We start from the raw sequence: 26,309 nt of genomic DNA on the forward strand, positions 1-26,309 counted from the left end.
GCGATGGCCTTAACGCGCGAGGAAATCGAGCGGCTGCTCGGCCCGATCGACAATCAATTGGCTGCCGAGATCGCCGCGACCGATGCGACGGCGGCCGATCTCGCCAAGGCGCTGGCCTGGCTTCAATCCGACGAAGCCCTGGTCAATGATGGGGATCATTTGCCCACGGGCAAGGTCGCCGAACTGATCGGGATCCTGGAAACCGCCGATGACGATGAGGGATACTCGGCGCCCATTCAGAGTGCTGACGACTGGGCGTGATAGAGACTGGACAAGGCTGACAAATTTTAGTGAGGTGGGAGTCTTTCCTCCCCGCGCCGTCGTGCGCCACTATTTTGCCTGAGCGGGCCAATGTCTGCAAAGTTCAAGTCTTTTATCTCCGATCTTCTTTCTCAAATCGACATCCAAATTGGCGGTTCGCGGCCCTGGGATATCCAGGTGCATGACGACCGGCTCTACAATCGGGTCATGACGCAAGGCTCGCTGGGGCTGGGCGAAGCCTATATGGACGGCTGGTGGGATGCCGGCGCTGTCGATCAGTTCCTCTATCGCGTGCTTACCGGCGAGCTTCAGAAGCGCATCAAGTTCGATTTCGCCCTGGCGCTCCTGACCATCAAGGGCGTCCTGCTCAACCCGCAGCGACTCAATGTGCGCGAAGTGGGCGAAAAGCACTACGACATCGGCAACGATCTCTATAAGCGCATGCTCGATCCGCGCATGATCTACTCGTGCGGCTATTGGCGCGAAGCTGAAACGCTCGAGGAGGCGCAGGAAGCCAAGCTCGACCTGATCTGCCGCAAGATCGGATTGAAGGAGGGGATGCGCATCCTCGATATCGGTTCGGGCTGGGGCGGGCTCCTGAAGTTCGCCGCCGAGAAATATGGCGTGTCGGGCGTCGGAATCACCGTCTCCAAGGAGCAGATGGCGCTTGCCAACGACATCCGCGGCAACCTGCCGATCGAGACGAGGCTCATGGACTATATGGAGCTCGACGGGCAGTTCGACCGGATCGTCTCGGTCGGCATGTTCGAGCATGTGGGCTATAAGAACTACAACGCCTACTTTTCAAAGGTGCATGAGCTTTTGCCCGATGACGGGCTGTTTCTGCTCCATTCCATCGGCGGCAGCCTGACGCGCCGGGTGGGCGATCCCTGGCTCGAAAAATACGTCTTCCCCAACGGCATGCTGCCATCGCCCAAGCAGGTGACATCGGCGGTCGAAGGCAAGCTGATCATGGAGGATTGGCACAATTTCGGCGCCGATTACGATCGCACGCTGATGGCCTGGCATGAGCGGTTCGAGGCGGCGTGGCCCGAACTGAAGGACAAATACGGCGAGCGGTTCTACAGGATGTGGCGCTACTACCTGCTGTTGTGCGCTGCGGTGTTCCGCGCGCGCTGGGTGCATCTGTGGCAGATCGTCTATTCGAAGAACGGGCTGCAGGGCGGGTATCTCTCGGTGCGTTAGGCGCCGACCGACATCAGATTCCGGCTCCGACCAAGGGCGCGATCAGCACCAGCGTGATCGGGACCGTGACCACGCCGGCCACGGTCTGGAAGGCGATGATGCCCGCCATGAGCGGAGCATCGCCGCCCAGTTGCCGGGCCATGACATAGGCCGACGAAGCGGTGGGCAGGCACTGGATCAGCAGCACCACCAGCGCGGCGGGGCCGGTCAGCCCCACGGCAAGGCAGATCGCGGCGGTGACGGCAGGGACGAGGACGAAACGCGTTGCGGTGGCGACGAGGACGGATTTCAAACCGCGCCCCAGAGCTTCCCAATTGAGGGCCGCGCCGACGCAGAGCAGGCCGACGGGGAGGGCGGCCTGGCCCATGGCCTGCATGAAACCCTCGATGCCGGCGGGCAGCGCGATGCCGGTGAGCCGCAGCAGGACGCCGGCAAGGCAGCCCAGGATCAGCGGATTGAGCGCGATGGATTTGACCACGCCCAATGCGGTGGGCTGGCGCGTGCCGAAGCGGGCGAAGATGAGCGCGCAGAGGATGTTGACGGTGGGCACCAGAATGGCGTTGGCGACGGCGGCGAGCGCGGCGCCGGAGACACCCAGCAGCCCGACGGCGGCGGTGACGCCGACATAGTTGTTGAAACGAATGCCGCCCTGGATGACCGAAGTGAGAACGGGCCCGTCAAAGCGGGTGAAGCGATTGGCGGCGAGCAGGGCGAGCGTGCCGACGACGGCAGGGCCGACCAGACCGGCGGCGATCAATGCGATGGGCACGCCGGAAAGGTCCGCACGGTAGAGCCCGTGGGCAAACAGCAAGGGCAGGAGCACGAAATAGGCAAGGCGTTCGGCCTGTGGCCAGAACGGTTCGCTGAGGAAGCCGAACCGCTTGAGCAGATGGCCGAGGGCGATGATGAGCGCGATCGGCAGCAAGGCTGAGAAGATGAGAGCGAGCATGAACGGCCGTCTGAGGTGGTCTCTTTCCTCTTAGCCCCAGCGCGCGCCGTCGCCAAGCGCGACCGGATCGGTCGGGTTTTGCCCAAGATGGCAAGACATGCTCATAACCGGGCGTTTCGGGGCAGGCTTTTTTGCGCGAGGTTGTAATTTTGATTGCCGAGTCCTCGCGCTGTTGCCGGTGTTGAGCGAAAATGCGGATCACATTTTGTTCCGGGAGAAATATCATGCGTCTGGCGTTCACAGCCTTCGCCGTTGTAGCGGCTCTTACCGCGCCGGCCGTCGCGCAATCCGAAATCACGCCGCTGGTCGATGCCGAATGGCTCAAGGCCAATGCGGGGGCGGAAAACCTCGTGATCCTCGACATCCGCGACGAGATCGAAGGCACCGATCTCGGTGAATTGCCCTATATCGCCAATTCGGTCGTCGCGCCCTACGCTTCGGCGGGCTGGCGCACGGAAATCGAGGGCGTGCCGGGCCAGATCCCGCCGGTCGAGCAGGTTGCCGAACTGATCGGCGGCCTGGGCATCGACAATGACGATCATGTGGTGATCGTGCCCTGGGGCACCGATTCCTCGGAGATCGGCGGCGCCACCCGCGTCTACTGGACCTTCAAATATCTCGGCCATGAGGAAGTTTCGATTCTCGATGGCGGCTGGCGTCAGTACGATGCGGCGGGCGGCGAGCGGGTTGCCGAACTGGCAGCGCCCGAGGCGGCCGAATTTACCGCAGAGGTGCAGGAAAACCTCCGCGCGACCACCGATGACGTTCTCGCGGCGCTGGAAAACGGCGTGACGCTGATCGACGGCCGTCCGGTCGAACAGTTCGAGGGCCAGTCCAAGAGCCCGGTCGTCGCCTCGCTGGGAACCATTCCCGGCTCGGTCAACATCCCGCATTCGGAATTCTACAGCGCCGAATACGCCCGCTTCGCCCAGCCCGAAACCGTCGCGGCCCTGCTCGAAGCGGTCAATGTCGGGGCGGACGAGGAAAACATCGTCTTCTGCAACACCGGGCATTGGGCGTCGGTCGCCTGGTTCGGGCTGCACGAGGTGCTCGGCAACGAGAATGCGGCCATGTATGACGGCTCGATGGCCGAATGGACGCAGGACGCCTCGCGCCCGGTGGAATAAACAAGGTCGCTTCTCCCTTGACCTTGCAGGTGCCCCGGTTTTCGGGGCATCTGTTTTTTGATTTCAAGCTTATACCGAAAGATCGAAATGTCTGACGTTGCACTCGATCGGCCCAGCTATCTCCCTGCCGCGGTTTCCGACCGCGCGCCCACTTGGGTGACGGCGCTGGGCCTTGTGATCGGCTTTATCGCCATCTGGTATCTCGTGGACCTGCGCCAGGCGGCCCTGTTCGCCATCGGCGGTGGTCTGGGTGCCGCGCTTTATCACGGTTCGTTCGGCTTCACCGGCGGCTGGCGCCGCATGGTGGTCGAAAAGCGCGGGCGCGGCATGCGCGCCCAGATGCTGATGATCGGCGTCACGGCAATCGTCATGATGCCGCTGCTCGCCGCCGGCAATCTCGGCGGTCAGCCGCTGGTCGGCATGACCGGCCCGGTCGGCGTGTCGGTTATCCTGGGCTCGCTGATCTTCGGGTTCGGCATGCAATTGGGTGGCGGCTGCGGCTCGGGAACGCTGTTCACCGTAGGCGGCGGGTCTGCGCGTATGCTGGTTACGCTTGCGTTCTTCATCGTCGGAGCGCTGTTGGGCACCGCCCATCTGCCATGGTGGCTGAACCAGCCCAATATCGGGGTGGTCGATCTGCGCTTGAATTTCGGTCTCCCCGCCGCGATCGGGCTGACGATCATCGGCCTGGCTGCTGTCGCCATCGTTACCGCGGTCATCGAAAAGCGCGCCCATGGCAATCTCGAAACCGAGCCCGAACCGCGCCGTCCGGGCTGGAGCTGGCTGCTTTATGGTCCCTGGCCGCTGGTCGGGGCAGGGCTTGTGCTCGCGCTGCTCAACATCGCAACGCTTCTGACGGCAGGGCATCCCTGGACCATCACCTATGGGTTCGGCCTCTGGGGTGCCAAGATTGCCGATGCCGTGGGCATTCCGGTCGCCACCTGGGAATTCTGGACCTGGCCGGCTCAGGCGCAGGCGCTCAATTCCTCTGTGCTGCTCGATACCACCTCGGTCATGGATTTCGGGATCATTCTGGGCGCCGGGCTTGCCGCCGCCCTGGCTGGAAAGTTCGCACCCAAGGCCAAGCTTCCGCTCGGCTCGCTCCTTGCCGCGGTTGTCGGGGGCCTGTTGATGGGGTACGGCGCGCGGCTTTCGTTCGGCTGCAACATCGGCGCGCTGTTTTCGGGCATCGCTTCGGGCAGTCTGCATGGCTGGCTGTGGTTCGCCTGCGCTTTCGTCGGCTCGCTGGCCGGCATCTGGGCGCGCCCGCTGTTTGGACTTGATGGATTTGCCAAGAAATGACGACTGGACGTAACACCCTTCTTTTCGGTGCGGCGCTGGCCGTCGGTACGGCGGCGATCGCTGCCGACTACATCGCCAATCCCATAACGCGCGTTGCCGCTCCCGCTGCTCAAAGCGCCGCCGGCGCCGCGCCATGCGCCGCAGGTGCGCCGTGTGCCGCCGGTGCGCCAGCCGCGGCTCCCTGTGCGGCCGGAGCGCCGGTCGCCGCAGCTCCGTGTGCGGCTGGCGCACCGCTGGCTGCTCCTCCCCCTCCACCAGCTCCCATGCCGGAAGAGGGCGGGCAGCAATTGGCGGCTCCGCCGCCTCCGCCGGCTCCCATGCCCGCGGCCGAGCCGGAATTGGCCCCTCCACCCCCGCCGCCGGCGCCGATGCCGGAAGGGGCAACCGAAGCACCCGATCTGGTGGTCGAGTAATGAGTGAGGCCCGCGAACAGGCCCAGCGCGAAATCGCCTTTTGCGAAGCCGTGCTCGCCAAGGGCGGGCTCACTGTCCTGACCGAAACCCTGCGTGATGCGTCCGACCTTTCGGTCTGGACGCATTACCCCAAGGACGACGTTTTTGATCCCGCGACGGGCGCACAGTGGTTCTATCACAGCCATCCCACCGACGATCCGGACGGAGCCATCGAGCACGGGCACTTTCATTGCTTCGTGCGGCCCCAAGGTGCCACAGGCCCGATCCATCACCTGATCGCCGTGGGGGTCGATCCCTACGGCAAGCTCGTGCGGCTGTTCACGGTCAATCAATGGGTGGTGGGTGACGATTGGCTCGAAGCCGAGCCGACCATCGCCCTGCTGGACAAATTCGACGTGCACATGCCGCGTCCCTCCTATCTCGTCAATCGCTGGCTGACGGCGGTTCTGGCGGTCCATGAGGATGAAATCGCGAGCCTCATACGCGAACGCGACAGAACGCTGGCGGCGCATCAGCCCGAAAGCGACGTGGCGGTACGCGATGATCGGGCATTGGAAGTAACCTCCGAATTGCGGTTCTAGGCAGGGGGCGGGCGCAAGTCTAAGTGGCACTTCATCCCGCAACTTGCCAAATGGCATGAAACAGCTTATTTTACGCCAAAAGGTGAAAAATGATGCTGCATGAACTTCCCCGAGCGGTTGCCGCGCCAGACTTGCCCCAGATCACGGACACCGAAGCCGCCGCGATGGCGCGTGCGGTGGTCAATCTCTTCGCGCGGTGGGATCTCTCGGACGCGGAAGCGCGCGAGATCCTCGGCGGGTTGACGGCACGCACCTATGCGCGCTGGAAGGCGGGCGAGGTGGGCCGGATCGATCGCGACCTTGCGACCCGGCTCTCGCTGCTCATGGGCATTCACAAGGGCTTGCGCTATCTCTTTTCCGATTCGGCGCGCGGCTATGGCTGGGTTAAAAAGCCCAATACGGTCTTTGGGGGTCGCGCTCCGGTCGATGTCATGGCCGAAGGCAGCATCTTTGCGCTGGCGCGCATACGCGCGTATCTCGATGCCGAGCGGGGCGGCTGGTGAGCATTCCCACCACCCGCGTCCGCTGGGCGCGCGCCTTCCGGATCATCCGCTCGATCCATCCACCCATCGACCTCTTCGAAGACATCGCCGATCCAGCCGATTGGGAAGCGCTGGCATCCGCCGAAGCGAAGACCAATCCGCGCATCTGGGAGCATTTGGGCCGTCTCGACCTCGTGCCTCCGGCGCGGCGCGTCAGCGGCCCGGGAACGAGCTTTCTGATGGCGCCATTCGTCCATGTCAGCACCGAACGGCCCGGCCGGTTTACCAACGGCACCTATGGCGTCTACAGCGCCGGAAACCGCGAGGAGGTGGCGATCCGCGAGGTCGCCTATCACCACGGCAGGGCCATGGCCGCCAGCGCGGAGGAACCGGGCTGGACCTCGCAATTCCGAGTGCTGATGAACGCGCTCGATCTCGATCTTCACGATCTTCGCAAACGGGAAGACTGCCATAGGCCCGACGATTACGGCCCGTCGCAAGCCATCGGCCGGCAATTGCGCGGGCAGGGGAGCAATGGGGTTATCTATCGCAGCGTGAGATGCCCCGACGGCGAATGCGTCGGCATCTTCTGGCCTGACCTGATGCCGCCGCCCGTACAGGGCGACCATTTCGACTTCCATTGGGACGGCATGCGGGTCGACCGGGTCCGCAACTGCAGCACCGGCGCCATCTTCGCCCTTTGAAGATGCTCCGGTTGGGCGACCCAACCGGAGCGCACGCAGCCTCTCCTTTCGCGAATTCCGAGATATCCAGCGCTTGTGTGGACATGGTCGATACACGCCTTTACAGGATCTGAATTCCTGTATACAAAAATTCAAGGACACAAGGAGGACGTGTCCGAGATTGGCAAACGGTAGGAGGACCTCATGCCAAAACTTTCCCGATTTGCGCTGGCCGGATTTGCCATGCTGGCCGGTATCGGCTCGAGTGCTGTCGCTTGGGCACAAGCTTATCCCGAGCGTGACGTGACGCTGGTGGTGCAGAGTTCGGCTGGCGGGGGCAGCGACATCTTTGCCCGAACCATCGCCGCCCAGATGTCCGAACTGGAACTGGTCGAGCGCGCGCTGCTCGTCGAAAACCGCCCCGGCGGTTCGGGAACCGTGGCCTATGCCTATACGGCGGGGCAGGCGGGCAACCCCTATGTGCTCCAGACTATTGCCTCGAGCTTTTTCACCACCCCGTTGCTCGGCCAATCGCCGGTTGGACCTGATGATTTCACGCCTGTCGCGGCCATCGCCGGCGATCCCTATGTGCTGGCCGTCAATGGCCAGTCCGAGATCCAGACGCTGGAGGATCTCAAGGACGCCGGATCGCTTACGGCCGGCACCACCGGCGTGGTCAACGACCAGACGATCCTGTCGTCCCTGCTGTCGGAAGCGGCGGGCATCGAAATCCGCAACGTTCCGTTCGACGGCTCGGGCGAGGAGATGAGCGCAGTACTAGGTGGACACGTCGATCTGATTTTCGGTAATCCCTCGGAAATCGGCGAGCAGATCGAAGCTGGTGAATTGCGTGCCCTGGCGGTTTCGACGGCGGAGCGGCTCGAAAGCATGCCCGACGTGCCGACATTCATCGAGCAGGGCTATGACATCGAGCACGTACAGCTCCGCGCCATCGTGATGCCCGCCGACGTGCCGCAGGAGGCCCTCGATTATTGGGTCGAGCGCTTTGAAGCGCTGGCGACCAGCGATCTCTGGCGCGAGGAATACGTCAATCGTCACAATCTCGAAGCGCGCTTCGTTGCCGGCGAGGAGCTCCAGGCGCTGTTCGACCAGACGAACGCGACCTTCGATGCCCTCATGACCGAAGCCGGCCTGATCTAACCGATCGGGCAACGGGATGGCCTCAGGGCCATCCCGAAGGGAGGATATGATGAGCATCAAGCTGCTCGATATCGTGTTGGCCGCGCTGTTCCTGGCGTTCGGGCTCTATGTGATCGGCTCGGCTTTCGCATTCGGGATCACCAGCGATACGGGGCCGGGTTCGGGGACCTTTCCGCTGATTGCGGGATTGCTGATGGCCGTCTTTGCCGGCGGCACCCTTTACCGCGCATTGCGGCGCGAGAATGCGCCCGGGGCAGCCATTGGAATTGGAGAGGCGGCCCGAGTCGCCGGTCTTCTGGCGCTGCTGGGCCTATACATCGCCGCTTTCGAGCCGCTCGGGGCCTTCCTGCCGCTGCCGTTCCTGATTATCGGCAGCAGCCTCATCATCCACTGGCGGACCGATCCGATGTGGCTCGCCCAACTCGGGGCGCTGGCGCTGGGCTTTACGGTGGTCTGCTACCTCGTCTTTGCGGTGTTCCTGCGCGTCCTGCTGCCGACCGGACCTTTAGGGTTCTGAGCGCAGGCGAGCAACAAGCGAGATCAATGAAATGGAAACCCTCGACCTTCTCCTGCAGGGACTGGCCAGCGCGCTGGCGTTCGACAATCTGATTGCCGTCCTGATCGGAGTGCTGCTCGGTCTTGCCGTTGGGGCTTTGCCCGCCCTGGGCCCGGCCGCAGGCGTTGCGATCCTTTTGCCGGCCATCGTCAATCTCGACCCGACCGTCGCGATCGCCGGTTTGGCCGGTGTCTACTATGGTGCCATGTATGGCGGCGCCGTCACCTCGATCCTGATCGGTGTGCCCGGCGATTCATCATCCATGATGACCATCGTTGACGGCTATCCGCTGGCCAAGAAGGGGCAGGCGGGCAGGGCACTGGGCATGGCGGTCTATGCCTCCTTTGTCGGCGGCCTGATCAGTCTCGTTCTGATGACGTTCCTCAGCGCTCCGGTGGCGCGGACCGCGCTGGCCTTCGGCCCGGTGGAAATGACGGCCATCATCGTCCTGGCGTTGTGTCTTGTGACGGTTCTGGGGGAGGATGATGTTTTCAAGGGATACCTGGGCCTGGGTTTCGGCCTCTGGATCGGCATGATCGGCCTCGATCCGGTCAGCGGCACGCCGCGCTTCACCTTCAACAATTTCCATCTTCTCGAAGGCATCGACTTCACCATAGTGGTGGTCGGCATGTATGGGCTCGGCCAGATTTTTGCCGCGCTGGGCCAAGGGCAGGGCGGCAAAGCCGAGACGGCGGCTTATACCCTCAAGAGCCTGTTCCCGCGCTTTTCCGATTTTCTGAAGTGCAAATGGACGCTTGTGACGTCCTCCTTGATCGGCTTCGTGGTGGGTATCCTGCCGGGGGCGGGGGCGACGGCGGCGACGATCTTTTCCTATGCCGTCGCCAAACGCACCAGCAAGACACCCGAGGAATTCGGCTCGGGCGCCATTGAGGGCGTGGCGGCCCCCGAAGCGAGCAACAACGCTGCGTCCTATTCGGCGATGATCCCACTCTTTACCCTGGGCATTCCCGGCTCGGGGACAACGGCGGTGATGCTGGGCGGGCTGTTGATGCTGGGACTGGAGCCGGGGCCACGGCTGTTCTCCCAGCAGCCAGAATTCATCTGGTCGCTCATCGGCACCTTCTATATCGGCAATATCAGCCTCGTTTTCCTTACGCTGGCGCTCATTCCGGTTCTGGCGGCGCTGGTGTTCCTGAAGAACGCGATCCTGTTCCCGATCGTCATCGGCGTTGTGTTCTTCGGCGTCTATTCGGTCGGCTATTCGGTGATGGATGTGGTGATCGCCGCGCTGTTCGGGCTCGCCGGCTATGTCTTCACAAAGGCACGCTACCCGATGCTGCCTATCCTGCTTGGCGTCATCCTTGGGCCGCTGCTCGAGCGGGCGATCCGGCGTAGCCTCATCATATCGCAGGGTGACGTGGGGATATTCTTCAGCAGCGCGATCTCGGTCGTGGTGTTTGGCGCCGCAATCGTGCTGTTCGTCTATGGCGTGATCTGGCCGGCGGTAAAGTCGGCGATGGGCAAACGCGCTCAGGAGGCATGATTTGAGCATCGAACATTACAACGCAACCAGCCTCTCGCAGAACCAGTCGGTTTCGTCCTGGGCTTTCGAGGAACTCTCGCGCCGGATCATCGAGGGGCGGCTGTCGCCCGGCGCCAAGATCACCGAGGAGGCGCTGGTCAAGGAACTTGGCGCGAGCCGCACGCCGCTGCGCGAGGCGATCAAGCAGCTCGAGGAGCTTGGACTGATCGTGCGGGAACGCAACCGGACGCTGAGGGTCGCTCCGCTCCAAAGCGCCGAACTCATCGAACTCGTGCGGCTGCGCGAGCATCTCGAGGGGCTGGCGGCCTATGAAGTGACCCGGCTGGTCGCGCTGGGCGAGGCGGATACGCAGCAGCTCTGGAACATCATCGAGCAGCTTGAACAGGCAGAAAACCGCCTTGAAGGTGCGCGGCGGATCGACCGGATCTTCGAATTGGGCACCCAGTTCCACGCCACCCTTGTGGCCGCCAGCGGCATGGGGCGTGTGGTGCGCATTCATGCCGGACTGCAGCTTGCCCTGGCGCGCTACCGCCTAGTCAACGCCACCGACGGGCGGCGGTTGGTGCATCGCTCGCACGAACACCGCGACATCGTCGACGCCATTGAGGCCGGCGATCCGGAGGCGGCCGAACGCGCCATGCGCCAGCACATCCGCGAAGGTCTCAAGGCCTACACGACCAACGCCGCCGCCAGCGAGCAGGCGGACGAACTGCGCCCTTTCAAAGACTGAATAAATCACTCGTTACGGACGGAAAGCCCATGCTCAACCAGACCTACATGCACGAGACCGAAGTCGTCGAAGCCAAACAGACGATCGCGCGCATGACCATTCACAACCTGCAGAACATCCCGATCGATCCGCCGCCCTATCGCGACAAGCCGAACAAGGAAGCCGCGCTGTTGCTCGAAATCGAGACCAATGACGGGATCAAGGGCTATTCGACAAGCGGCTACACCCATCATGCCGCCATCGATTTCCTCGAGAATTGGGTGGCGCCGCGCATCATCGAATACCGCTGCGACCCGTTCCGGACCGACCGGATCATTCAGCTTTTCGACCGCCACACCTGGGAACGTCCGCTCGGCCGCATGCTGGTGGCGGCGCTTGCGATGATCGATATCGCGTGCTGGGACATCAAGGGCAAGACGCTGGGCAAGCCGGTGCACCACCTGCTCGGCGGCGCGCGCGACAGGGTGCCGGTCTATGTCACCCATGGCGCGGCCTATGACGGTGCGCCGGTCTATTCGCGCGAGGAACTCGCCGCCGAGGCGGCACATCTGGTCAAGCTGGGCAACACGCATCTTAAGAACACCGTCGGGCGCCAAGCCATTCCCGATCCGGTGGATGACTATCACCGGATGGCGGCCATGCGCGAGGCGGTGGGACCGGACGTCAAGCTTTCCATGGACGGCAATCTGCGCATGTCGCTGCCCGAGGCGATCAAGCTCTGCAATCTTTGCGAAGAGCTGGACATCGCCTTCATCGAGGAGCCGATCCACTACAACGATCCGCGCAACCTCGCGCATTTGCGCACCCGGACAACCATTCCGGTGGCGGCGGCGGAAAACGAGAAGTTCTCAGCCCTCGCGCTGCTGCAGGCCGATGCGGTGGATATTTTACAGCCCAACGTCAACAATGATGGCGGCTACACTGCCGGCATGCGGATCGCGGCCCTGGCCCGCGCCTACAACGTGCCGCTCGGGCATGGCAACGGCAACGGGCCGCACAATATCGCGCTGCATGCGGGCGTCGCCCATGGCGGCCTAGTCGAGTACCACTTCCACAAGTGGATGGCCTATAACGCTATCTTCAAGGCGGTGCCCCAGCCGGTCGATGGTTGGCTCGAAGTGTCGCAGGAGCCGGGCCTGGGGCTCGATCCCAAGGACGGACTGATCGAGGAATATTCGGTCAAGTCCAGACACTAGCCCGGCGGCGGGTTGTGTATCGGGCGATGCGCGATTAAGTGAGGGAAAGGCGTGGCGTTGGCGCCTTTCCGATCATTTCGCACCCGACCAGGTACATGGAACTCGAACAGTCCCGCAAATTTTCCGTCGCGCCCATGATGGATTGGACAGATAGGCACTGCCGGTATCTTCATCGGCAACTGTCGTCCCGCGCGCTGTTGTTTACCGAGATGGTCACCAGCGCGGCGCTGGTGCGTGGGGATGTCGAGCGCTTGCTGGGGTATGATGACAGCGAGCACCCCGTCGCCGTGCAGCTCGGGGGTTCGGATCCGCGAGAGTTGGCGCTGGCGGTCGCGATCTGTGACCGGTTCGGCTATGACGAGATCAACCTTAATGTCGGGTGTCCGTCCGATCGGGTGCAGTCGGGCAAGTTCGGCGCCTGTCTCATGGCGGAGCCGGATCTGGTGGCCGAATGCCTCAAGGCGATGCGCGGGGCGACCGATACGCCGGTCACCGTCAAGTGCCGGATCGGAATCGACGATCAGGATTCGGAAGCCGATCTCAACCGCTTCGTCGACGCGGTGATCCCGACGGGCATCGACGCGCTTTACGTGCATGCGCGCAAAGCCTGGCTCAAGGGGCTCTCGCCCAAGGAAAACCGGGATATCCCGCCGCTGGACTACGACCGGGTCTATCGCCTCAAGCAGCGGCTGGGCGACTTTCCGGTGATGATCAATGGCGGCATCAAGACGCTCGATGAGTGTGACGGTCATCTCGAGCGCGTCGATGGCGTGATGCTCGGCCGCGTCGCCTATCACGAGCCGATGATCCTGGCCGAGGTCGATGCCCGTTATTTCGGAGAGACGAGCGAGCCCAAGAGCCTCGACGAAATCGAAGCAGCCATGACCGCCTATGCCGAGCGCGAGCGCGGCAAGGGCACACGGCTCAACCAGATCACGCGGCACATGCTGGGGCTGGCGAATGGGCTGCCCGGCGCGAGGCGATTCCGGCAGATCCTCTCGGTGGAGGCCTGCAAGCAGGGCGCTGGACCGGAGGTGATCGCAGCGGCGTTCGCGCAGGTGCGCGGGGTGTCCGAGAGCAACGTTGCTTAAGTCTAGCCTGGCTTCCGGGCGATCAGAAACAGCGCCGCCTTTTTACCCGGTTGCCAGCGATGGACGATGGTGAAGCCGGCAGCTTGAAATTTGCCGACGAGATCGTCCGCGCTCATGAACGTGAGATGAGGCAGCTTGCCGATGGCCTTGCCGAGCGGAGCGACATATTTGAACCAGGGCATGATGTCGTTCATGCAAGCCGTGCTGGAGACGAAATAGCCGCCCGGCACCAGCATCTCGCGCACCTTGGCGATGACGGCATCGACGTCCTCGAGCAGATGCAGGATGCTCAGGCCCAGCACCATGTCATAGCGTTCTTGAGGCATCGGAAGCGTGGTGATGTCGCCCAATTCGAACGTTACGTTCTCGACCCCGGCCTCGCGTGCCCTGGCGCGGGCGAATTCGAGCATCTTTTCGGAAAAGTCGATGGCCCGGATATGGGCGACATGCGGAGCATGACGGATCGCGGTGCCGCCGGTGCCGCAGCCGAACTCGAGGAGCCGCATGCCGGGGCGCAGAAGCTTGCGTGTCTCTTCCAGCTTGGTTTGATAGGCCGCTTCGTCCGCAATCGGTGATGCTGCGTAGCGGCTGGCTAGCTTGTTCCAGAACCCACTCGCTTCGGCCATGATCGGATCTCCCCCGGTGCCTGATCGTGTCCGAGAGTTGCATATCCGATGCTGAATTTGAATGACGCTGGAGCCGAGGATTTGATTGCATCAAGTCCTCGGCTCCAGCCTTTTGTTTTGTCGCGTGTCCGAACCGCAAAACCGTTCCATCCCCGGCCGAGCCGGGGACATGCTTTTGCTGGACACGCTCTAGTTATGCAGCTCCAGCGAATCCTGGCTGACGCTGTAGCGCGAGAGCGTTTCGAGGAACGTCATGCCCAAAAGAGATGTGTCGAGCGCGTTGTCCTCGACGACGAAAGCCCGGATGTCGTGGCGCAGGATATTGCCCACTTCGATGGTCTTGAGGCGGATGGGCGCGGCCCGGCCTTCGCCATTGGCCGTCTGCACGGGAACGGAATAGTTGAGCGAGGCCGTATCGATGCCGGCCGCCTGGGCATCGCGCAGCGAGAGGACCACGGCGCTGGCGCCGGTATCGAAGATCATCGGGACGGGGACGCCGTTGACGACGGAATCCACCCGAAAGCTGCCGCCGAACGAGCGCGAAATGTGGACGTTGCCCGATTGCGGATCGACGATGGCGACGCCCGGTTGCAGTGCGCCCACGATGCGCTGGCCCATGCGCTGCAGGTCGCCGCGATAGGTGTAGCCCAGAATGAGAACGGCGCCGATGGCGAGCCAGACGAGAAAGCCCGAGAGGATTTCGCCCAGCCTGTGGCGGCGCCCCACCAATGCGCTCGCCAGCAGCGTGCCGATCACCACCAGCGGGATGGCGCTCGCGGTTTGTGCCTGCGTCAGCCCGAATACGGCCCCCGCATCGGCGCTGATCGCGATGGCGAGGCCGACGGTGATGAGGATGGCGAAGGCGACAAACAGCATGCGGAATCCGAAAAGCTCAACCGACCATATGCATAAAGGTGCCCAATAGGGCGATTTCAAGCAGGGCGTTGAGCGCTCCGATCAGATCCCCGGTCTGTCCGCCCACCAGCCGGTCACAAAGCCGTGTCCAGCCCCAGCCGATGAGAACAGCCAGAGCCGCAGCAATGACACCGCCCCAGATGCCAACGAAGGGCAGCGCGAGGGCCGATGCCAAGGCAAGGGCGAGAACGAGCCCGATCGCAAATCCGTTCCCGGAAACCTGACCCGCCGTAGCGGCCGCGCCCGTCGCGCGGGCAGGGGGAAGGGCGAAGGCGACATAGATCGATCCGGAGCGCGCCAGTACGGCGGCGGCGAGCCAGACAAGGGCGCCCTCCAGCGCATCGTGCGCCGCAAGAGCCGAAAGCGCGGCGACCTTGAGCCCGACGACGAAGACGATGGTCAGCACGCCATAGGTGCCGTGGCGGCTGTCTTTTAAAATTTCCAGCCGGCGCTCCCGCGTCGACCCGCCGAACAGGCCGTCCGCGGCGTCGGCGGCCGCGTCCTCGCTCATCGCGCCGGTGACGATCGCCGACAGCGCGGCGGCGAGGAATGCGGAAAAGAGCGGGTCGAGGCCGGCGCGGCTGGCGGCGAACAGGAGAAGGGCGGGCAAGGCTGCGATGGCGAGACTGGCGAACGGCAATACCCTCGCGATTCTGTCGAGATTCGGGGTCGCATGCGGGCTCGAGCCCGTTGGGAGGCGCGAAAAAAAGCGGATGGCCATAACGAAACCGGCGATGGGATTGTCGTCGGACGCCCTCAATTGCGTTTTTCCTCGGCTTGGCCCAAAAGTGCACCCCTCTTACCATCCGAATCCGGGAGCCGCCATGTCCGCCCAAGCCTTCGCCGATTTCCAGGATCTTTTGATGCTCGGACCCGATGGGAACGAAGCAGCGGTGGAGGCCGTGAGGGCGCGCGACGCTCAACTCACCAAACCGGCCGGATCGCTCGGGCAGCTCGAATATCTGGTGGAATTTCTGGCGCGCTGGCAGGGCAAGGAGAGCCCCACCGTCGAGGACCCTATGGTTGCGATCTTTGCCGCCAATCATGGGGTGACGGATCAGGGCGTTTCCGCCTTTCCGCGTGAGGTGACCAAGCAGATGGTCAACAACTTCACCAAGGGCGGCGCGGCGATTTCGCAAATCTGCGCGCTCCATGAGATCAATCTGCGCGTGTTCGAGCTGGCCCTCGACATGCCGACCGGCGATATCACCGTGGTTCCGGCGATGGACGAGCGCACCTGCGCCGCCACCATCGCCTATGGCATGGAGGCGATCGCCGGCGATGTGGATCTGCTCTGCATCGGCGAGATGGGAATCGGCAACACAACGGTTGCGGCGGCGGTTTATGCGGCGCTCTATGGCGGCACCGGCGCCGATTGGGTGGGGCGCGGCACAGGGGTGGACGATGCGGGCCTCAAGCGCAAGGCCGACGCTGTCGACCGCGCGCTGACGCGTCATGCGGGGCGGCTCAATACGTCCTTCGAAATCCTCGCCAATCTGGGGGGGCGGGAAATCGCGGCAATGGTTGGCGCCATCATCGCCACGCGTCACCAGAAGGTGCCGGTGATCGTCGACGGCTTCGTTGCCACTGCCGCCGCCGCTATCGCGCATGCGGTGGCGCCGGGAGCCATCGATCACTGCCTTTTTGCGCATGTCTCGGCGGAGCATGGACACGCGAAGGCGCTTCAAAGCATGGGCAAGACGGGGTTGCTCGACCTGGGAATGCGGCTGGGCGAGGGGACCGGCGCCGCGCTGGCCGCCGTTCTGTGCAACACGGCGCTGCACCTGCACAAGAACATGGCGACCTTCGCCGAAGCCGCCGTGGACGGGAAGAATGCCTGAACCTCGAAATTGGGGTGAACTGGTTCTTGCCCTACGCTGTTGCTATTAGGTAAGCAGTGCTTACCTAAAAGGAGGTGCTCATGTACGCGCTCTATATCGCCAACAAGAACTATTCTTCATGGTCGCTGCGGCCCTGGGTGCTGCTCAAGACGCTTGGCATTCCGTTCGAGGAGCGCTTCGTGCCGTTCCTCCAGGGGTCGAGCTATGAGGAATTCCGCAAGTTCTCGCCCACCGGGCTGGTGCCTTGCCTGGTGGAGAACGATGTAACCGTCTGGGATTCGCTGGCGATCACCGAATATCTGGCCGAAACCCACCTGCAGGTCTGGCCCGCCGACTGGAAGGCGCGTGCCTGGGCGCGTTCGGCATCAGCGGAGATGCATTCGGGCTTTTCCGCCCTGCGCAATATTTGCGGCATGAATGTCGGTGTGCGCGTGCGGCTGCACGAGGAAAGCGCCGCGCTCCGGGCCAATCTCGATCGTCTCGACGAGCTCTGGAACGAAGGGCTCAACCGCTTCGGCGGCCCGTTCCTGGCGGGGGAGAAATTCACCGCCGTGGATGCCTTCTTCTGCCCGGTGGCGTTCCGTATCCAGACCTATGGCGTAAAGCTCGGAGATGCGGCCATGGCTTACGCCCAACGGCTGCTGGCGCTGCCGGCCATGCAGGAGTGGTATGAGGCGGGCGTGGCCGAAACCATCCGTGACGAGCCGCACGATGCGGAAATCCCGCAAGTGGGGGTGCTGATCGAGGATTTGCGGGCGGTTTAGTCGCTTCCGTGAAATCCTGACGCAAGCGCTGCGCACCCCTCATCCGACCTTTCGCTTCGCGAAAGCCCACCTTCTCCCTCAAGGGGAGAAGGGCAGTCCGTGGCTACGCTTCGGCTGGACCGCAAACGCTTCTCCAAGAGCCCCCTTCTCCCCCTGAGGGAGAAGGGCCGGGGATGAGGGGTGCGCATCGGCTTTGTCGATGCGGCGGCGCAAGCCGCTACCGCTCACGACGCTTCGGAATAAATCTCGAGACGGTTGCGTTTCTCCACCACCGGAGCCATGCCTTCCATGACGCGGGCGCGGGGGAAGGTGGCGATCACTTCGGTGCCGAAGCGGAGCTTGGAGAAGAGGTCGAAGCGCCCCTGGTGCAGGTCCATGATCTTTTGAACGATGGGCAGGCCCAAACCGGCGCCCTGTTCGGCGGTCTTTTGGGCCAGCGAGCCCTGTCCGAACGAGGAGAGTACCGTTTCGATCTCGTCCTCGGGAATGCCGGGGCCATTGTCCACCACGGAAATGAACTGCCCACCATCGGCGGAGCGGCCGACGGTCAGCACAATCTTTCCGTTTTGCGGCGTGAACTTGATGGCGTTGGAGAGCAGGTTGAGAACCACCTGGCGGACGGCACGCTCGTCACCCCAGATCTTGGGCATGGCCTCGCCGGCGTCGAATTGAAGATCGAGGTTTTTGGCGCGGGCGCGGATGTCCAGCATCCGGCGGCAATCGTCCGAAATATCGACCAGCGAGATCGCTTCTTCATTGAGGTCGTATTTGCCGGCCTCGATGCGCGAAAGGTCCAGAAGTTCGTTGATGAGGTTGAGGAGGTGCTGGCCGCTGGCGTGGATATCGCCGGCATATTCCTTGTATTGGGCAACCGCGTGCGGGCCTAAAAGTTCGGATTTGAGCACTTCGGAAAAGCCGATAATGGCATTGAGCGGAGTGCGCAATTCATGGCTCATGGTGGCCAGGAAGCGCGACTTGGCGATGTTGGCCTGCTCGGCCTGGCGCCGCGCCTCGTCGGACATGGCGCGGGCCTCCTCGAGTTCGAGGATCAGGCTGTCCTTTTCGAGCTGGTGCTCGAGGTTGCCGATCTCGGACTTGTGCAACTGCCGGGTGAGGAACAGAAAAAAGAAAAAGGCGCCGATGGCGACGACAGACATGGCGTAATTGAGCGTGCCGCCGGCAAGGATCAGCATGGCGGCAACGCTCGCCGTGGCGGGGAGGGTCGCCGCGAGGGTCGCGCTGGGAAGCGTGCGGGTGGCAACGGCATTGGCGGCGATGCCGACCAGCAGCATGGCGAAGATGATGATCTGGATGTCCTGCCCGCCGCCGGCGATGGTGAGCACCGGCAGGGTGGCCCAGGCCAGCCCGTTGATGGTTTCACCCAGGACGAAGGTTTGCGTCCAGCGGCGCGGGTTGAACTTGCCACCCCGCTCGTTGCGGAACCGGCGGCAGATGAACGCGGCGCCAAGGTTGGAGATGCACACCACCAATGCCCAGAGCGCGGCGATGGTGGGCGGAATCCAGAGAACGGCGGCGATCGAAAGGATGCCCAGCAGCAAAAGGGTGGGCATCAAGCTGGTCAGGCGCGCATCGGCGTAATCGTCGAGCAGTTCATAATCAAATGTGGCGCGGGTGCCCGAACTCGAGGTGAGCTTCTGGCGGGCATCGAGGACGGCGCGCTGAACCGTACGTCGCTTCTCACGCGGGCGCGGCGCTTCGGATGCACGGCTTGCCTGGCTGGAGGCCATCGAACTCTCGTTACGCTACCAAACTACTCATCGGATCAGCTCAAACTTGAACACGATCCGTACGCGACAGGCCAACGCTAAGGCGTGCGTGGTTAACAGGCCGTTGAGGCCCATCAACGGTTTAGACGCAATTTTCACCATATGGCCCCGAAGCATGGGCAGCGAGCCGTTAAACGCCGGATTGCCGGAGAAAAATGCATGCGCGGATTGCCTTGACACCGGCAACGGCGCCGCGCCAAATACTGGTTTGGGGCGGACGATTTTCCAGTATCCGGGAAATTTTCGTTGTTTTGAGAAATTCTATTTCAGGGGCACGCATGGCGCTCGACAAACTCGACCGCAAGATTCTGCAACTTCTGCAAAAGGATGCGACCATGCCGGTCGCCGAGATCGGCCGCAAGGTCGGGCTCTCGACCACGCCGTGCTGGCGCCGCATCCAGAAGATGGAGGAAGAGGGGGTCATCAAGCGTCGCGTTGCGGTGCTCGATCCCGAAAAGGTGAACGCGGGCGTCACCGTCTTCGTTGCGGTCAAGACCAACGAGCATAACGACGCCTGGCTGCGCAAATTCGCAGCGGTCGTCGAGGATTTCACCGAAGTGGTCGAATTCTACCGCATGAGCGGGGACGTGGACTATCTGCTGCGGGTCGTCGTGCCCTCGATCCAGGCCTATGACGTCTTCTACAAGAAGCTGATCGCCAAGATCGCGCTCTCGGATGTGAGCTCGTCCTTTGCCATGGAGCAAATCAAATACACCACCGCCCTGCCGCTCGAATTCGCGGTGGTAGACGATTGAGGTGAGCTAAAGCGGCAGCTCCTCGCCCGAACCGATATATATCCGGCCGGTGCTCAGCGTGCCGTCGGCGGCGCGCTCGGCAATGACGACGACCGGCGCTCCCTCCTGCAGCAGCGACATGTTGCTGCTTTCCGCCGTGGTTGCGACCACCGCCGTCTCCGCGCCGATCTCGGCCGTCAGCTCTCCATCGGACGTGGCAATCGCGATCGCATCGTCGGCTCTCGCCGTCACCTCGCCAGCCGTCAGTTCCGTTCCGTCCGGCAGCGGCCAGGGCATCTCATCCAACAAATCCCCCTCGGCGAGATGCCAGACCACGCTCGCTGCGTCGCCATGCGCTGGGATCGCGGCCCGATCCCCGACGGCGACATCTTCGATGGCGGTGGGTTCGACTTGGGCGACCTTGAAGGTGTTATCGAGGTAGATGTAAACCGCCTGTTGTTCTGCGGTCAGCACTTCCATGACCAGCCCGATCATCCCGCCATCACGCGCGAAATTGATGGTGCCGCGAATAAGCGTCGTTTCATCCTGGGCATGGGCAGGAAGGGCGGAGGTCGCCATCAAAAGGGCTGCGAGAAGCCGGCTGCCAAATCGTTTGTTGCCCGCCACGCTGTCGCTCCGTCCTAGCCGCCTGTCACCGACATATGCCGTTCGACCGCCGGCGCCGAACGGCGGGAGATGACGAAATCGTGTCCCTTGGGCTTGAGGATCATCGCCCGTTCGAGCGCCGCATCGAGCCCTTCGGGTCCGCCTTCGCGCAAGGCGGCGCGCAGATCCACGCGGTCCTCCTGGCCCAGGCACATATAGAGCTGGCCGGTGCAGGTCAGTCGCACGCGGTTGCAGCTTTCGCAGAAATTATGGCTGAGTGGGGTGATGAAGCCGATGGTGCCGCCGGTCTCGGCCACCTGCATATACCGCGCCGGTCCCCCGGTGCGCTTGGCGATCGGGGTAAGCGTATAGCGCTCGGCCAACCGATCCCTAACGGTGCGCAACGAAAGATGGGTGTCTGCGCGATCGAACGAGACTTCGCCCAAAGGCATTTCCTCGATCAGCGTCAGCTCGAACCCTTGGGCATGCGCCCATTCGAGCATCGGGACGATCTCGTCTTCGTTGACATTCTTGATCGCCACCATGTTGAGCTTGACCGCAAGGCCTGCGGCCTTGGCCGCTTCAATGCCCTCGATCACCTGGGGCAGCCGGCCACGACGGGTGATGGCGGCGAATTTTTCGGCATCGAGCGTATCGAGAGAGACATTGACCCGGCGAATACCGAGTTCGGCGAGCTGGGTGGCGTGCTTGGCCAATTGGCTGCCATTGGTGGTGAGCGTCAACTCGTCCAGCGCGCCGGTCGCCAAATGCTGGGCCGAAAGCGTCTCGATCAATTTCATGATATCGCGCCGCACCAGCGGCTCGCCGCCAGTGAGGCGCACCTTGCGCACTCCGCGCGCCACGAAGGCGCCGATCACCGTCTGGATTTCCTCGAAACTGAGGACTTCGCTCTTGGGCAGGAACACCATGTCCTCGCCCATGCAATAGGTGCAGCGGAAGTCGCATCGGTCGGTAACCGAGACGCGCAGATAGGTGACGTGACGGCCGAAACCGTCGACGAGCGGGCGCGGTGCGGAAGGCGAGGGGCTCGAACTCATGGGAGCACTATAGAGGCCATAGTGCATTTGGCAAAGCGGGTGGCTGCACTGCGTTGACATCTCCGCCGAACTGGCGTCTTACAGCCGGAAATCCGACGAGAGGGGGAACCATGAGCGACGATCTCAAGCGCAGGGCGGCCGAAGCGGCGATGGCCGAGGTCAGGTCCGGCATGCGTATCGGGCTGGGAACCGGCTCGACCGCCAAGCACTTCGTGGACCTGCTGGGGGCCGAGGTGGCGCGCGGCTTCGAATGTCTCTGCGTGCCCACATCCGAGGCGACGGCCGCCCAGGCGCGGGGGCTCGGCATTCCGCTTACCACCCTCGACGAGATCGATGGCCTCGATGTTACCATCGACGGAGCCGACGAGATCGACGGCAATTTCCAGCTCATCAAGGGCGGCGGCGGCGCGCTGCTGCGCGAAAAGATCGTTGCGGCGGCGTCCGATCGCATGGTTGTGATCGCCGATGAATCGAAACTGGTCGAAACGTTGGGCCGGTTCGCGCTGCCCATCGAGGTCAATCCGTTCGGGCTCGCGGCCACGGACAAGGCCATTGCCCGCGTCATGGCCGATTTCCGTGCCGAGGGCGGCAAGATGCTACGCAAACAGGGCGATGGCGCCACCTATCTCACCGATGGTGGACACTACATCATCGACGCATCTTTTGGCCGCATTTCGAACGCAGAAGCGCTCTCGCAGGCGCTGCTGGAGATTCCAGGCGTGGTCCAGCACGGCCTGTTTATCGATTTGTGTTCCGAAGCCTATCTTGCTACGCCCGAGGGGACTATCAAGCTCTCGGAGCACGTAAAGTCATAACCGTCATTCGCAAGGGACCGTTCGCACAATGACCTTCCTGCCCATCCTGCGCCGGCTCACCGCCGCGCTCGTCATTTCCGGCACAGCGCTCATCTCGGCCGCTCCCGTTCAGGCTCAGCAGGAGATTTCGCCCGAGCACCTGGCCAAGGCGCGCGAATATGTGGACATCACCGATTCCGTCCAGCTCTATGAGCGTACGGTCGCCGATATGGGCCTCCAGGTCATGCGGGTGATGATCCAGGAGGACCCCTCGCTCCGCGAACCGCTGCTCGAGGCGCTCCAGACCGTATATGACAGCTATCTGGACGATCGCGACGCGCTCTACAACCAGTTCGCCCGCATCTATGCGATCCGCTTCAACGAGGAAGAACTTCAGCAGATCATCGATTTCTACACCACGCCCGTCGGTGCGCGTCTGCTGGATCAAAATCCTTCGATCAATCAGGACCTGACGACCGTGCTCGGCATCTGGCGGCGCAATACCGCCAACGAGTTCCTCTCTCGCGTGCGCACCGAATTGCGCAACCAGGGCTATAACGCTCCGGCCATCGAAACCGAGGGCGAGGCACCCGCGGAAGGCGAGGCTCCAGCCGAGGGCGAAACGGCGCAGTAACGGCGCCGCAGAACCCATCGACAACCCCCGTCCAGCCGACGGGGGTTTTTTTGTGCGCGTTTGCCGCCTATATCCTTGCGTCCTGATCCAAAAAGCGGAGCCCCCATGAGCGAGAAGTTTGATTTGGTCGTGATCGGTGGGGGCTCGGGCGGTGTGCGCGCGGCGCGGGTGTCCGCCCAACTCGGCGCCAAGGTCGCCATCGTCGAGGAATACCGCTATGGCGGCACCTGCGTCATCCGCGGCTGCGTGCCCAAGAAGCTCTTCGTCTACGCCTCGCGCTTCAACGATCTCTTCGACGTTGCGCCTAGCTTCGGCTGGACGGTCGACGCATCGTTCGATTGGCCGACCTTGCTCGCCAATAAGGACAAGGAAATCGCCCGGCTCGAAAAGATCTACGAAACGCTGCTCGATGGCGCGGGCGTGACCATCTTCAAGGCCCGCGCCACGCTCACCGGCCCCAATTCGGTCAAACTCACGACGGGCGAAGAGCTGGAGGCCGAGCGCATCCTGATCGCCACCGGTGGGGCGCCGTTCAAGCCTGATATCAAGGGCGCCGAATTGGGCATCACCTCAAACGAGGCGTTCCATCTCGAAAAGCTGCCGCGCACCGTGCTGATCGAGGGGGGCGGCTACATCGCCGTCGAGTTCGCGACCATCTTCAACGGCTTGGGCGTGGATACCACGCTCGTCTACCGCCGCGACAAGATCTTGCGCGGATTCGATCACGACGTCCGCGACGGGCTGGAAGACGCCATGCGCGAGCGCGGCATCCGTTTCCGCTATGGCTACCACATCTCAGAACTGCGCCAGGATGGGGAGGGGGTGTGCGTCTCCTTCTCGCACGGCGAAGAAGCAACCTTCGACGCCGTGATGTTCGCGACCGGCCGCCATCCCAACACGGCAAATCTCGGGCTTAAGGATGCGGGCGTCCAGCTCGACCAGACCGGCGCGGTGGTCGTGGATGAATATTCCCGCTCGTCCGTGCCATCGATCTTTGCGGTTGGCGATGTGACCGGCCGCGCGGCGTTGACGCCGGTGGCCATCCGCGAGGGGATGGCCTTTGCCCAGACCATTTACAACAACACGCCCACCACGGTGCCCTATCACCTGATCCCGACGGCGGTGTTCTCCGAGCCCGAGATCGGCACGGTCGGCATGACCGAGGAAATCGCCGCCGAGCGCCACCGCTCGATCGACGTCTATCTCACCCGCTTCCGCCCGATGATGAATACGCTTTCGGACAAGCAGGACAAGATGATGCTCAAGCTCATCACCGAGACCGACAGCGGGCGGATCCTGGGGTGCCACATTGTCGGGCCGGGGGCAGGGGAGATGATCCAGCTCGTCGCCATCCCCTTGGGCATGAGCGCCACCAAGGCCGATTTCGACCACGCGATCGCCGTGCATCCGACGGCCGCCGAGGAGCTTGTGACGTTCAAATCGCCCAGCTATCGCGTGGTGGATGGGGAGAAGTGCAATCCTTAGAGGTTGTGGATTGCCGCGATCTCAGCGCACCCCTCATCCGACCGCTTCGCGGCCACCTTCTCCCTCAAGGGGAGAAGGGGAGCACGTTGCAGCATTTCGGCAAGAGAACTGACATGGGCCAAAAGAGCCCCCTTCTCCCCTTGAGGGAGAAGGGCCGGGGATGAGGGGTGCGCAGCCTTTCGGCTATAACCATCGTCCCGGTGGACCGAATTCACCCCGACACTCCGATCACAATACTATAGAATACTTGGCATGCGGCGCCCGGCTTGGTATGCCGCCTAACCCCCTCCGGCCCGGCCGGGTGGGCGAAACCCTTTTTAAGCGAGTGAAACGATGAGCACGTGGACACCTGACAGTTGGAGGACGAAACCGATCCTGCAGGTCCCGACCTATCCGAGCCAGACAGAGCTCGAGGCGGTCGAGGCCCGGCTCGCTTCGTTTCCCCCCTTGGTCTTTGCAGGCGAGGCGCGCGATCTGAAAGCCAATCTGGCCGAAGTCGCCGCAGGCCGCGCCTTCCTGCTGCAAGGCGGCGATTGCGCCGAGAGCTTTGCCGAGCATCACGCCGACCACATTCGCGACTTCTTCCGCGTCTTCCTGCAGATGGCGGTGGTTCTGACCCATGGGGCATCCAAGCCCGTGGTCAAGGTCGGCCGCATTGCCGGCCAGTTCGCCAAGCCGCGTTCCTCCGATACCGAAACGATCGACGGCGTCGAGCTGCCTTCCTACAGGGGCGATATCATCAACGGCATCGATTTCACCCCCGAAGCGCGCATTCCCGATCCCAACCGCCAGCTCGAGGCCTACCGCCAGTCGGCGGCGACGCTGAACCTGCTGCGCGCCTTCTCGGCCGGTGGTTTTGCCAACCTCGCCCGTGTCCATGAGTGGACCATGGGCTTCATGAAGGATTCCAACTGGTATCCGCGCTATGAAGAGGTGGCCAAGAAGATCGACAACGCCATCGAGTTCCTCAGCGCCCTCGGGCTCAACCCGGAAAACACGCCGGTGCTGCGTGAAACCAAGTTCTTCACCAGCCATGAAGCGTTGTTGCTCGGCTATGAGCAGGCGATGACCCGCCGGGACTCGATCACCAATGACTGGTACGCGACCTCGGGCCACATGCTGTGGGTCGGCGATCGCACCCGCAATCCCGATCATGCCCATGCCGAATATTTCCGCGGCATCAAGAACCCGATCGGGGTGAAGTGCGGGCCCTCCATGGCGGCCGATGATCTCAAGCGCCTGATGGACATTCTCAACCCCAAGGACGAGGCCGGGCGGCTGACGCTGATCGCCCGCTTCGGGTCCGACAAGGTCGAGGAGCACCTGCCGCGCCTGATCGAGACGGTGAAGGCCGAGGGCCGCACCGTGGTCTGGTGCTGCGATCCGATGCACGGCAACGTCATCAAGGCTTCCTCTGGCTACAAAACGCGGCCTTTCGAGCGGATTCTGTCGGAGGTGAAGTCGTTCTTCGACGTCCATCGCCAGATGGGCACCATCGCCGGCGGCGTACATGTGGAGATGACGGGCCGGGACGTCACCGAATGCACCGGCGGCGTTTCGGCGGTGACCGAAGCCTCGCTGTCGGATCGCTATCACACCCATTGCGATCCGCGCTTGAATGCCAGCCAGGCGCTGGAACTGGCTTTCCTCATAGCCGAAGAACTGGCGGGCCAGCGTACGCAGGAAACGCCCAAGGCAGTCGGATACTAAGAACCCCCGATACAGTTGAACGCAAAAGGCGCTGCTTTCGGGTAGCGCCTTTTGCTTTGGGTCTTTAGTCAACATTAACCCTAACGACGCCATAACTGCCGATGAATAGTTTT

28 protein-coding genes are annotated in these 26,309 nt (G+C 63.0%); 21 read left to right on the forward strand and 7 right to left on the reverse strand.

The features are described 5' to 3' along the window. Nucleotides 1-3: 3 nt before the first annotated feature. A complete protein-coding gene (locus NO932_RS05700) occupies nt 4-261 on the forward strand; it encodes a hypothetical protein (protein WP_309210130.1) in 258 nt (85 codons plus the stop codon). Between the two features lie 90 nt (nt 262-351). After that, the gene (gene cfa, locus NO932_RS05705) at nt 352-1,467 is read left to right on the forward strand and encodes a cyclopropane fatty acyl phospholipid synthase (RefSeq protein WP_309162033.1); all 1,116 of its coding nucleotides are present in this window, start codon (nt 352-354) and stop codon (nt 1,465-1,467) included. Between the two features lie 13 nt (nt 1,468-1,480). On the opposite strand, the gene NO932_RS05710 is transcribed toward cfa, so the two are convergent. Continuing rightward, nucleotides 1,481-2,416 (reverse strand): AEC family transporter, encoded by a 936-nt coding sequence (locus tag NO932_RS05710; RefSeq protein ID WP_309210131.1) that lies wholly within the window; start codon nt 2,414-2,416, stop codon nt 1,481-1,483. Nucleotides 2,417-2,640: 224 nt separating this feature from the next. On the opposite strand from NO932_RS05710, the gene NO932_RS05715 reads away from it, so the two are divergent. The 12 genes from NO932_RS05715 to dusA all read left to right on the forward strand — a co-directional run bounded on the left by NO932_RS05715 (nt 2,641) and on the right by dusA (nt 13,242). After that, on the forward strand, nt 2,641-3,543 hold the full coding sequence (locus tag NO932_RS05715) for a sulfurtransferase (RefSeq protein WP_309210132.1): 903 nt from the start codon (nt 2,641-2,643) through the stop codon (nt 3,541-3,543). Nucleotides 3,544-3,630: 87 nt separating this feature from the next. Next, on the forward strand, nt 3,631-4,845 hold the full coding sequence (locus tag NO932_RS05720) for a YeeE/YedE family protein (RefSeq protein WP_309210133.1): 1,215 nt from the start codon (nt 3,631-3,633) through the stop codon (nt 4,843-4,845). After that, a complete protein-coding gene (locus tag NO932_RS05725) occupies nt 4,842-5,258 on the forward strand; it encodes a hypothetical protein (RefSeq protein ID WP_309210134.1) in 417 nt (138 codons plus the stop codon). Before NO932_RS05720 ends, NO932_RS05725 begins: the two co-directional genes overlap by 4 nt. Then, nucleotides 5,258-5,839, forward strand: a complete 582-nt coding sequence (locus NO932_RS05730; RefSeq protein ID WP_309210135.1) for a DUF6969 family protein — start codon at nt 5,258-5,260, stop codon at nt 5,837-5,839. Before NO932_RS05725 ends, NO932_RS05730 begins: the two co-directional genes overlap by 1 nt. Before the next feature lie 92 nt (nt 5,840-5,931). Then, the gene (locus NO932_RS05735) at nt 5,932-6,342 is read left to right on the forward strand and encodes an MbcA/ParS/Xre antitoxin family protein (RefSeq protein ID WP_309162022.1); all 411 of its coding nucleotides are present in this window, start codon (nt 5,932-5,934) and stop codon (nt 6,340-6,342) included. Then, the gene (locus NO932_RS05740; protein WP_309210136.1) at nt 6,339-7,025 is read left to right on the forward strand and encodes an RES family NAD+ phosphorylase; all 687 of its coding nucleotides are present in this window, start codon (nt 6,339-6,341) and stop codon (nt 7,023-7,025) included. Before NO932_RS05735 ends, NO932_RS05740 begins: the two co-directional genes overlap by 4 nt. 183 nt (nt 7,026-7,208) lie before the next feature. Further along, the gene (locus tag NO932_RS05745; RefSeq protein WP_309210137.1) at nt 7,209-8,165 is read left to right on the forward strand and encodes a tripartite tricarboxylate transporter substrate binding protein; all 957 of its coding nucleotides are present in this window, start codon (nt 7,209-7,211) and stop codon (nt 8,163-8,165) included. A gap of 46 nt (nt 8,166-8,211) precedes the next feature. Further along, nucleotides 8,212-8,682 (forward strand): tripartite tricarboxylate transporter TctB family protein, encoded by a 471-nt coding sequence (locus NO932_RS05750; RefSeq protein ID WP_309210138.1) that lies wholly within the window; start codon nt 8,212-8,214, stop codon nt 8,680-8,682. 31 nt (nt 8,683-8,713) lie between these two features. Next, nucleotides 8,714-10,225 (forward strand): tripartite tricarboxylate transporter permease, encoded by a 1,512-nt coding sequence (locus tag NO932_RS05755; protein WP_309210139.1) that lies wholly within the window; start codon nt 8,714-8,716, stop codon nt 10,223-10,225. 1 nt (nt 10,226) lies between these two features. After that, nucleotides 10,227-10,955 (forward strand): GntR family transcriptional regulator, encoded by a 729-nt coding sequence (locus tag NO932_RS05760; protein ID WP_309162011.1) that lies wholly within the window; start codon nt 10,227-10,229, stop codon nt 10,953-10,955. 29 nt (nt 10,956-10,984) lie between these two features. Next, a complete protein-coding gene (locus NO932_RS05765) occupies nt 10,985-12,151 on the forward strand; it encodes a mandelate racemase/muconate lactonizing enzyme family protein (RefSeq protein WP_309162008.1) in 1,167 nt (388 codons plus the stop codon). A 95-nt stretch (nt 12,152-12,246) separates the two neighbouring features. Further along, on the forward strand, nt 12,247-13,242 hold the full coding sequence (dusA, locus tag NO932_RS05770) for a tRNA dihydrouridine(20/20a) synthase DusA (RefSeq protein ID WP_309210140.1): 996 nt from the start codon (nt 12,247-12,249) through the stop codon (nt 13,240-13,242). Between the two features lie 2 nt (nt 13,243-13,244). On the opposite strand, the gene NO932_RS05775 is transcribed toward dusA, so the two are convergent. The 3 genes from NO932_RS05775 to NO932_RS05785 form a co-directional block, all read right to left on the reverse strand. Further along, a complete protein-coding gene (locus tag NO932_RS05775) occupies nt 13,245-13,868 on the reverse strand; it encodes a class I SAM-dependent methyltransferase (protein WP_309210141.1) in 624 nt (207 codons plus the stop codon). 189 nt (nt 13,869-14,057) lie between these two features. Further along, complete coding sequence (locus tag NO932_RS05780) at nt 14,058-14,744, reverse strand: TIGR02281 family clan AA aspartic protease (RefSeq protein ID WP_309210142.1); 687 nt, start codon at nt 14,742-14,744, stop codon at nt 14,058-14,060. A 16-nt stretch (nt 14,745-14,760) separates the two neighbouring features. After that, nucleotides 14,761-15,543, reverse strand: a complete 783-nt coding sequence (locus NO932_RS05785; protein WP_309210143.1) for an adenosylcobinamide-GDP ribazoletransferase — start codon at nt 15,541-15,543, stop codon at nt 14,761-14,763. Between the two features lie 64 nt (nt 15,544-15,607). Between NO932_RS05785 and cobT the strand changes: the two genes are divergently transcribed. Then, complete coding sequence (gene cobT / locus NO932_RS05790) at nt 15,608-16,624, forward strand: nicotinate-nucleotide--dimethylbenzimidazole phosphoribosyltransferase (RefSeq protein WP_309210144.1); 1,017 nt, start codon at nt 15,608-15,610, stop codon at nt 16,622-16,624. 80 nt (nt 16,625-16,704) lie between these two features. Continuing rightward, the gene (locus NO932_RS05795; protein ID WP_309210145.1) at nt 16,705-17,388 is read left to right on the forward strand and encodes a glutathione S-transferase family protein; all 684 of its coding nucleotides are present in this window, start codon (nt 16,705-16,707) and stop codon (nt 17,386-17,388) included. A gap of 224 nt (nt 17,389-17,612) precedes the next feature. Here the strand turns inward: NO932_RS05795 and NO932_RS05800 are convergent, their stop codons facing one another. Next, a complete protein-coding gene (locus NO932_RS05800; protein WP_309161996.1) occupies nt 17,613-19,136 on the reverse strand; it encodes a HAMP domain-containing sensor histidine kinase in 1,524 nt (507 codons plus the stop codon). Nucleotides 19,137-19,453: 317 nt separating this feature from the next. On the opposite strand from NO932_RS05800, the gene NO932_RS05805 reads away from it, so the two are divergent. Further along, the gene (locus NO932_RS05805; protein WP_309161995.1) at nt 19,454-19,930 is read left to right on the forward strand and encodes an Lrp/AsnC family transcriptional regulator; all 477 of its coding nucleotides are present in this window, start codon (nt 19,454-19,456) and stop codon (nt 19,928-19,930) included. Between the two features lie 6 nt (nt 19,931-19,936). On the opposite strand, the gene NO932_RS05810 is transcribed toward NO932_RS05805, so the two are convergent. Both NO932_RS05810 and moaA read right to left on the reverse strand, forming a co-directional pair. Then, entirely contained in the window at nt 19,937-20,536 is a 600-nt protein-coding gene (locus NO932_RS05810; protein ID WP_309210146.1) for a hypothetical protein, read from the reverse strand. Nucleotides 20,537-20,550: 14 nt separating this feature from the next. Continuing rightward, nucleotides 20,551-21,573: a GTP 3',8-cyclase MoaA gene (gene moaA / locus NO932_RS05815; protein ID WP_309210147.1), complete on the reverse strand. Its 1,023-nt coding sequence runs from the start codon at nt 21,571-21,573 to the stop codon at nt 20,551-20,553. A 110-nt stretch (nt 21,574-21,683) separates the two neighbouring features. On the opposite strand from moaA, the gene rpiA reads away from it, so the two are divergent. The 4 genes from rpiA (at nt 21,684) to NO932_RS05835 (ending at nt 26,196) form a co-directional block, all read left to right on the forward strand. Next, nucleotides 21,684-22,388: a ribose-5-phosphate isomerase RpiA gene (rpiA, locus tag NO932_RS05820; RefSeq protein ID WP_309210148.1), complete on the forward strand. Its 705-nt coding sequence runs from the start codon at nt 21,684-21,686 to the stop codon at nt 22,386-22,388. A 28-nt stretch (nt 22,389-22,416) separates the two neighbouring features. Further along, complete coding sequence (locus tag NO932_RS05825; RefSeq protein WP_309161990.1) at nt 22,417-23,001, forward strand: DUF2059 domain-containing protein; 585 nt, start codon at nt 22,417-22,419, stop codon at nt 22,999-23,001. Between the two features lie 105 nt (nt 23,002-23,106). Continuing rightward, nucleotides 23,107-24,486, forward strand: a complete 1,380-nt coding sequence (gene gor, locus NO932_RS05830; protein ID WP_309210149.1) for a glutathione-disulfide reductase — start codon at nt 23,107-23,109, stop codon at nt 24,484-24,486. 333 nt (nt 24,487-24,819) lie between these two features. After that, complete coding sequence (locus NO932_RS05835; protein ID WP_309210150.1) at nt 24,820-26,196, forward strand: class II 3-deoxy-7-phosphoheptulonate synthase; 1,377 nt, start codon at nt 24,820-24,822, stop codon at nt 26,194-26,196. Nucleotides 26,197-26,309: the final 113 nt, after the last annotated feature.

The sequence above is a fragment of the Pelagibacterium sp. 26DY04 genome, from assembly GCF_031202305.1.
In the GTDB taxonomy this organism is placed as follows: domain Bacteria; phylum Pseudomonadota; class Alphaproteobacteria; order Rhizobiales; family Devosiaceae; genus Pelagibacterium.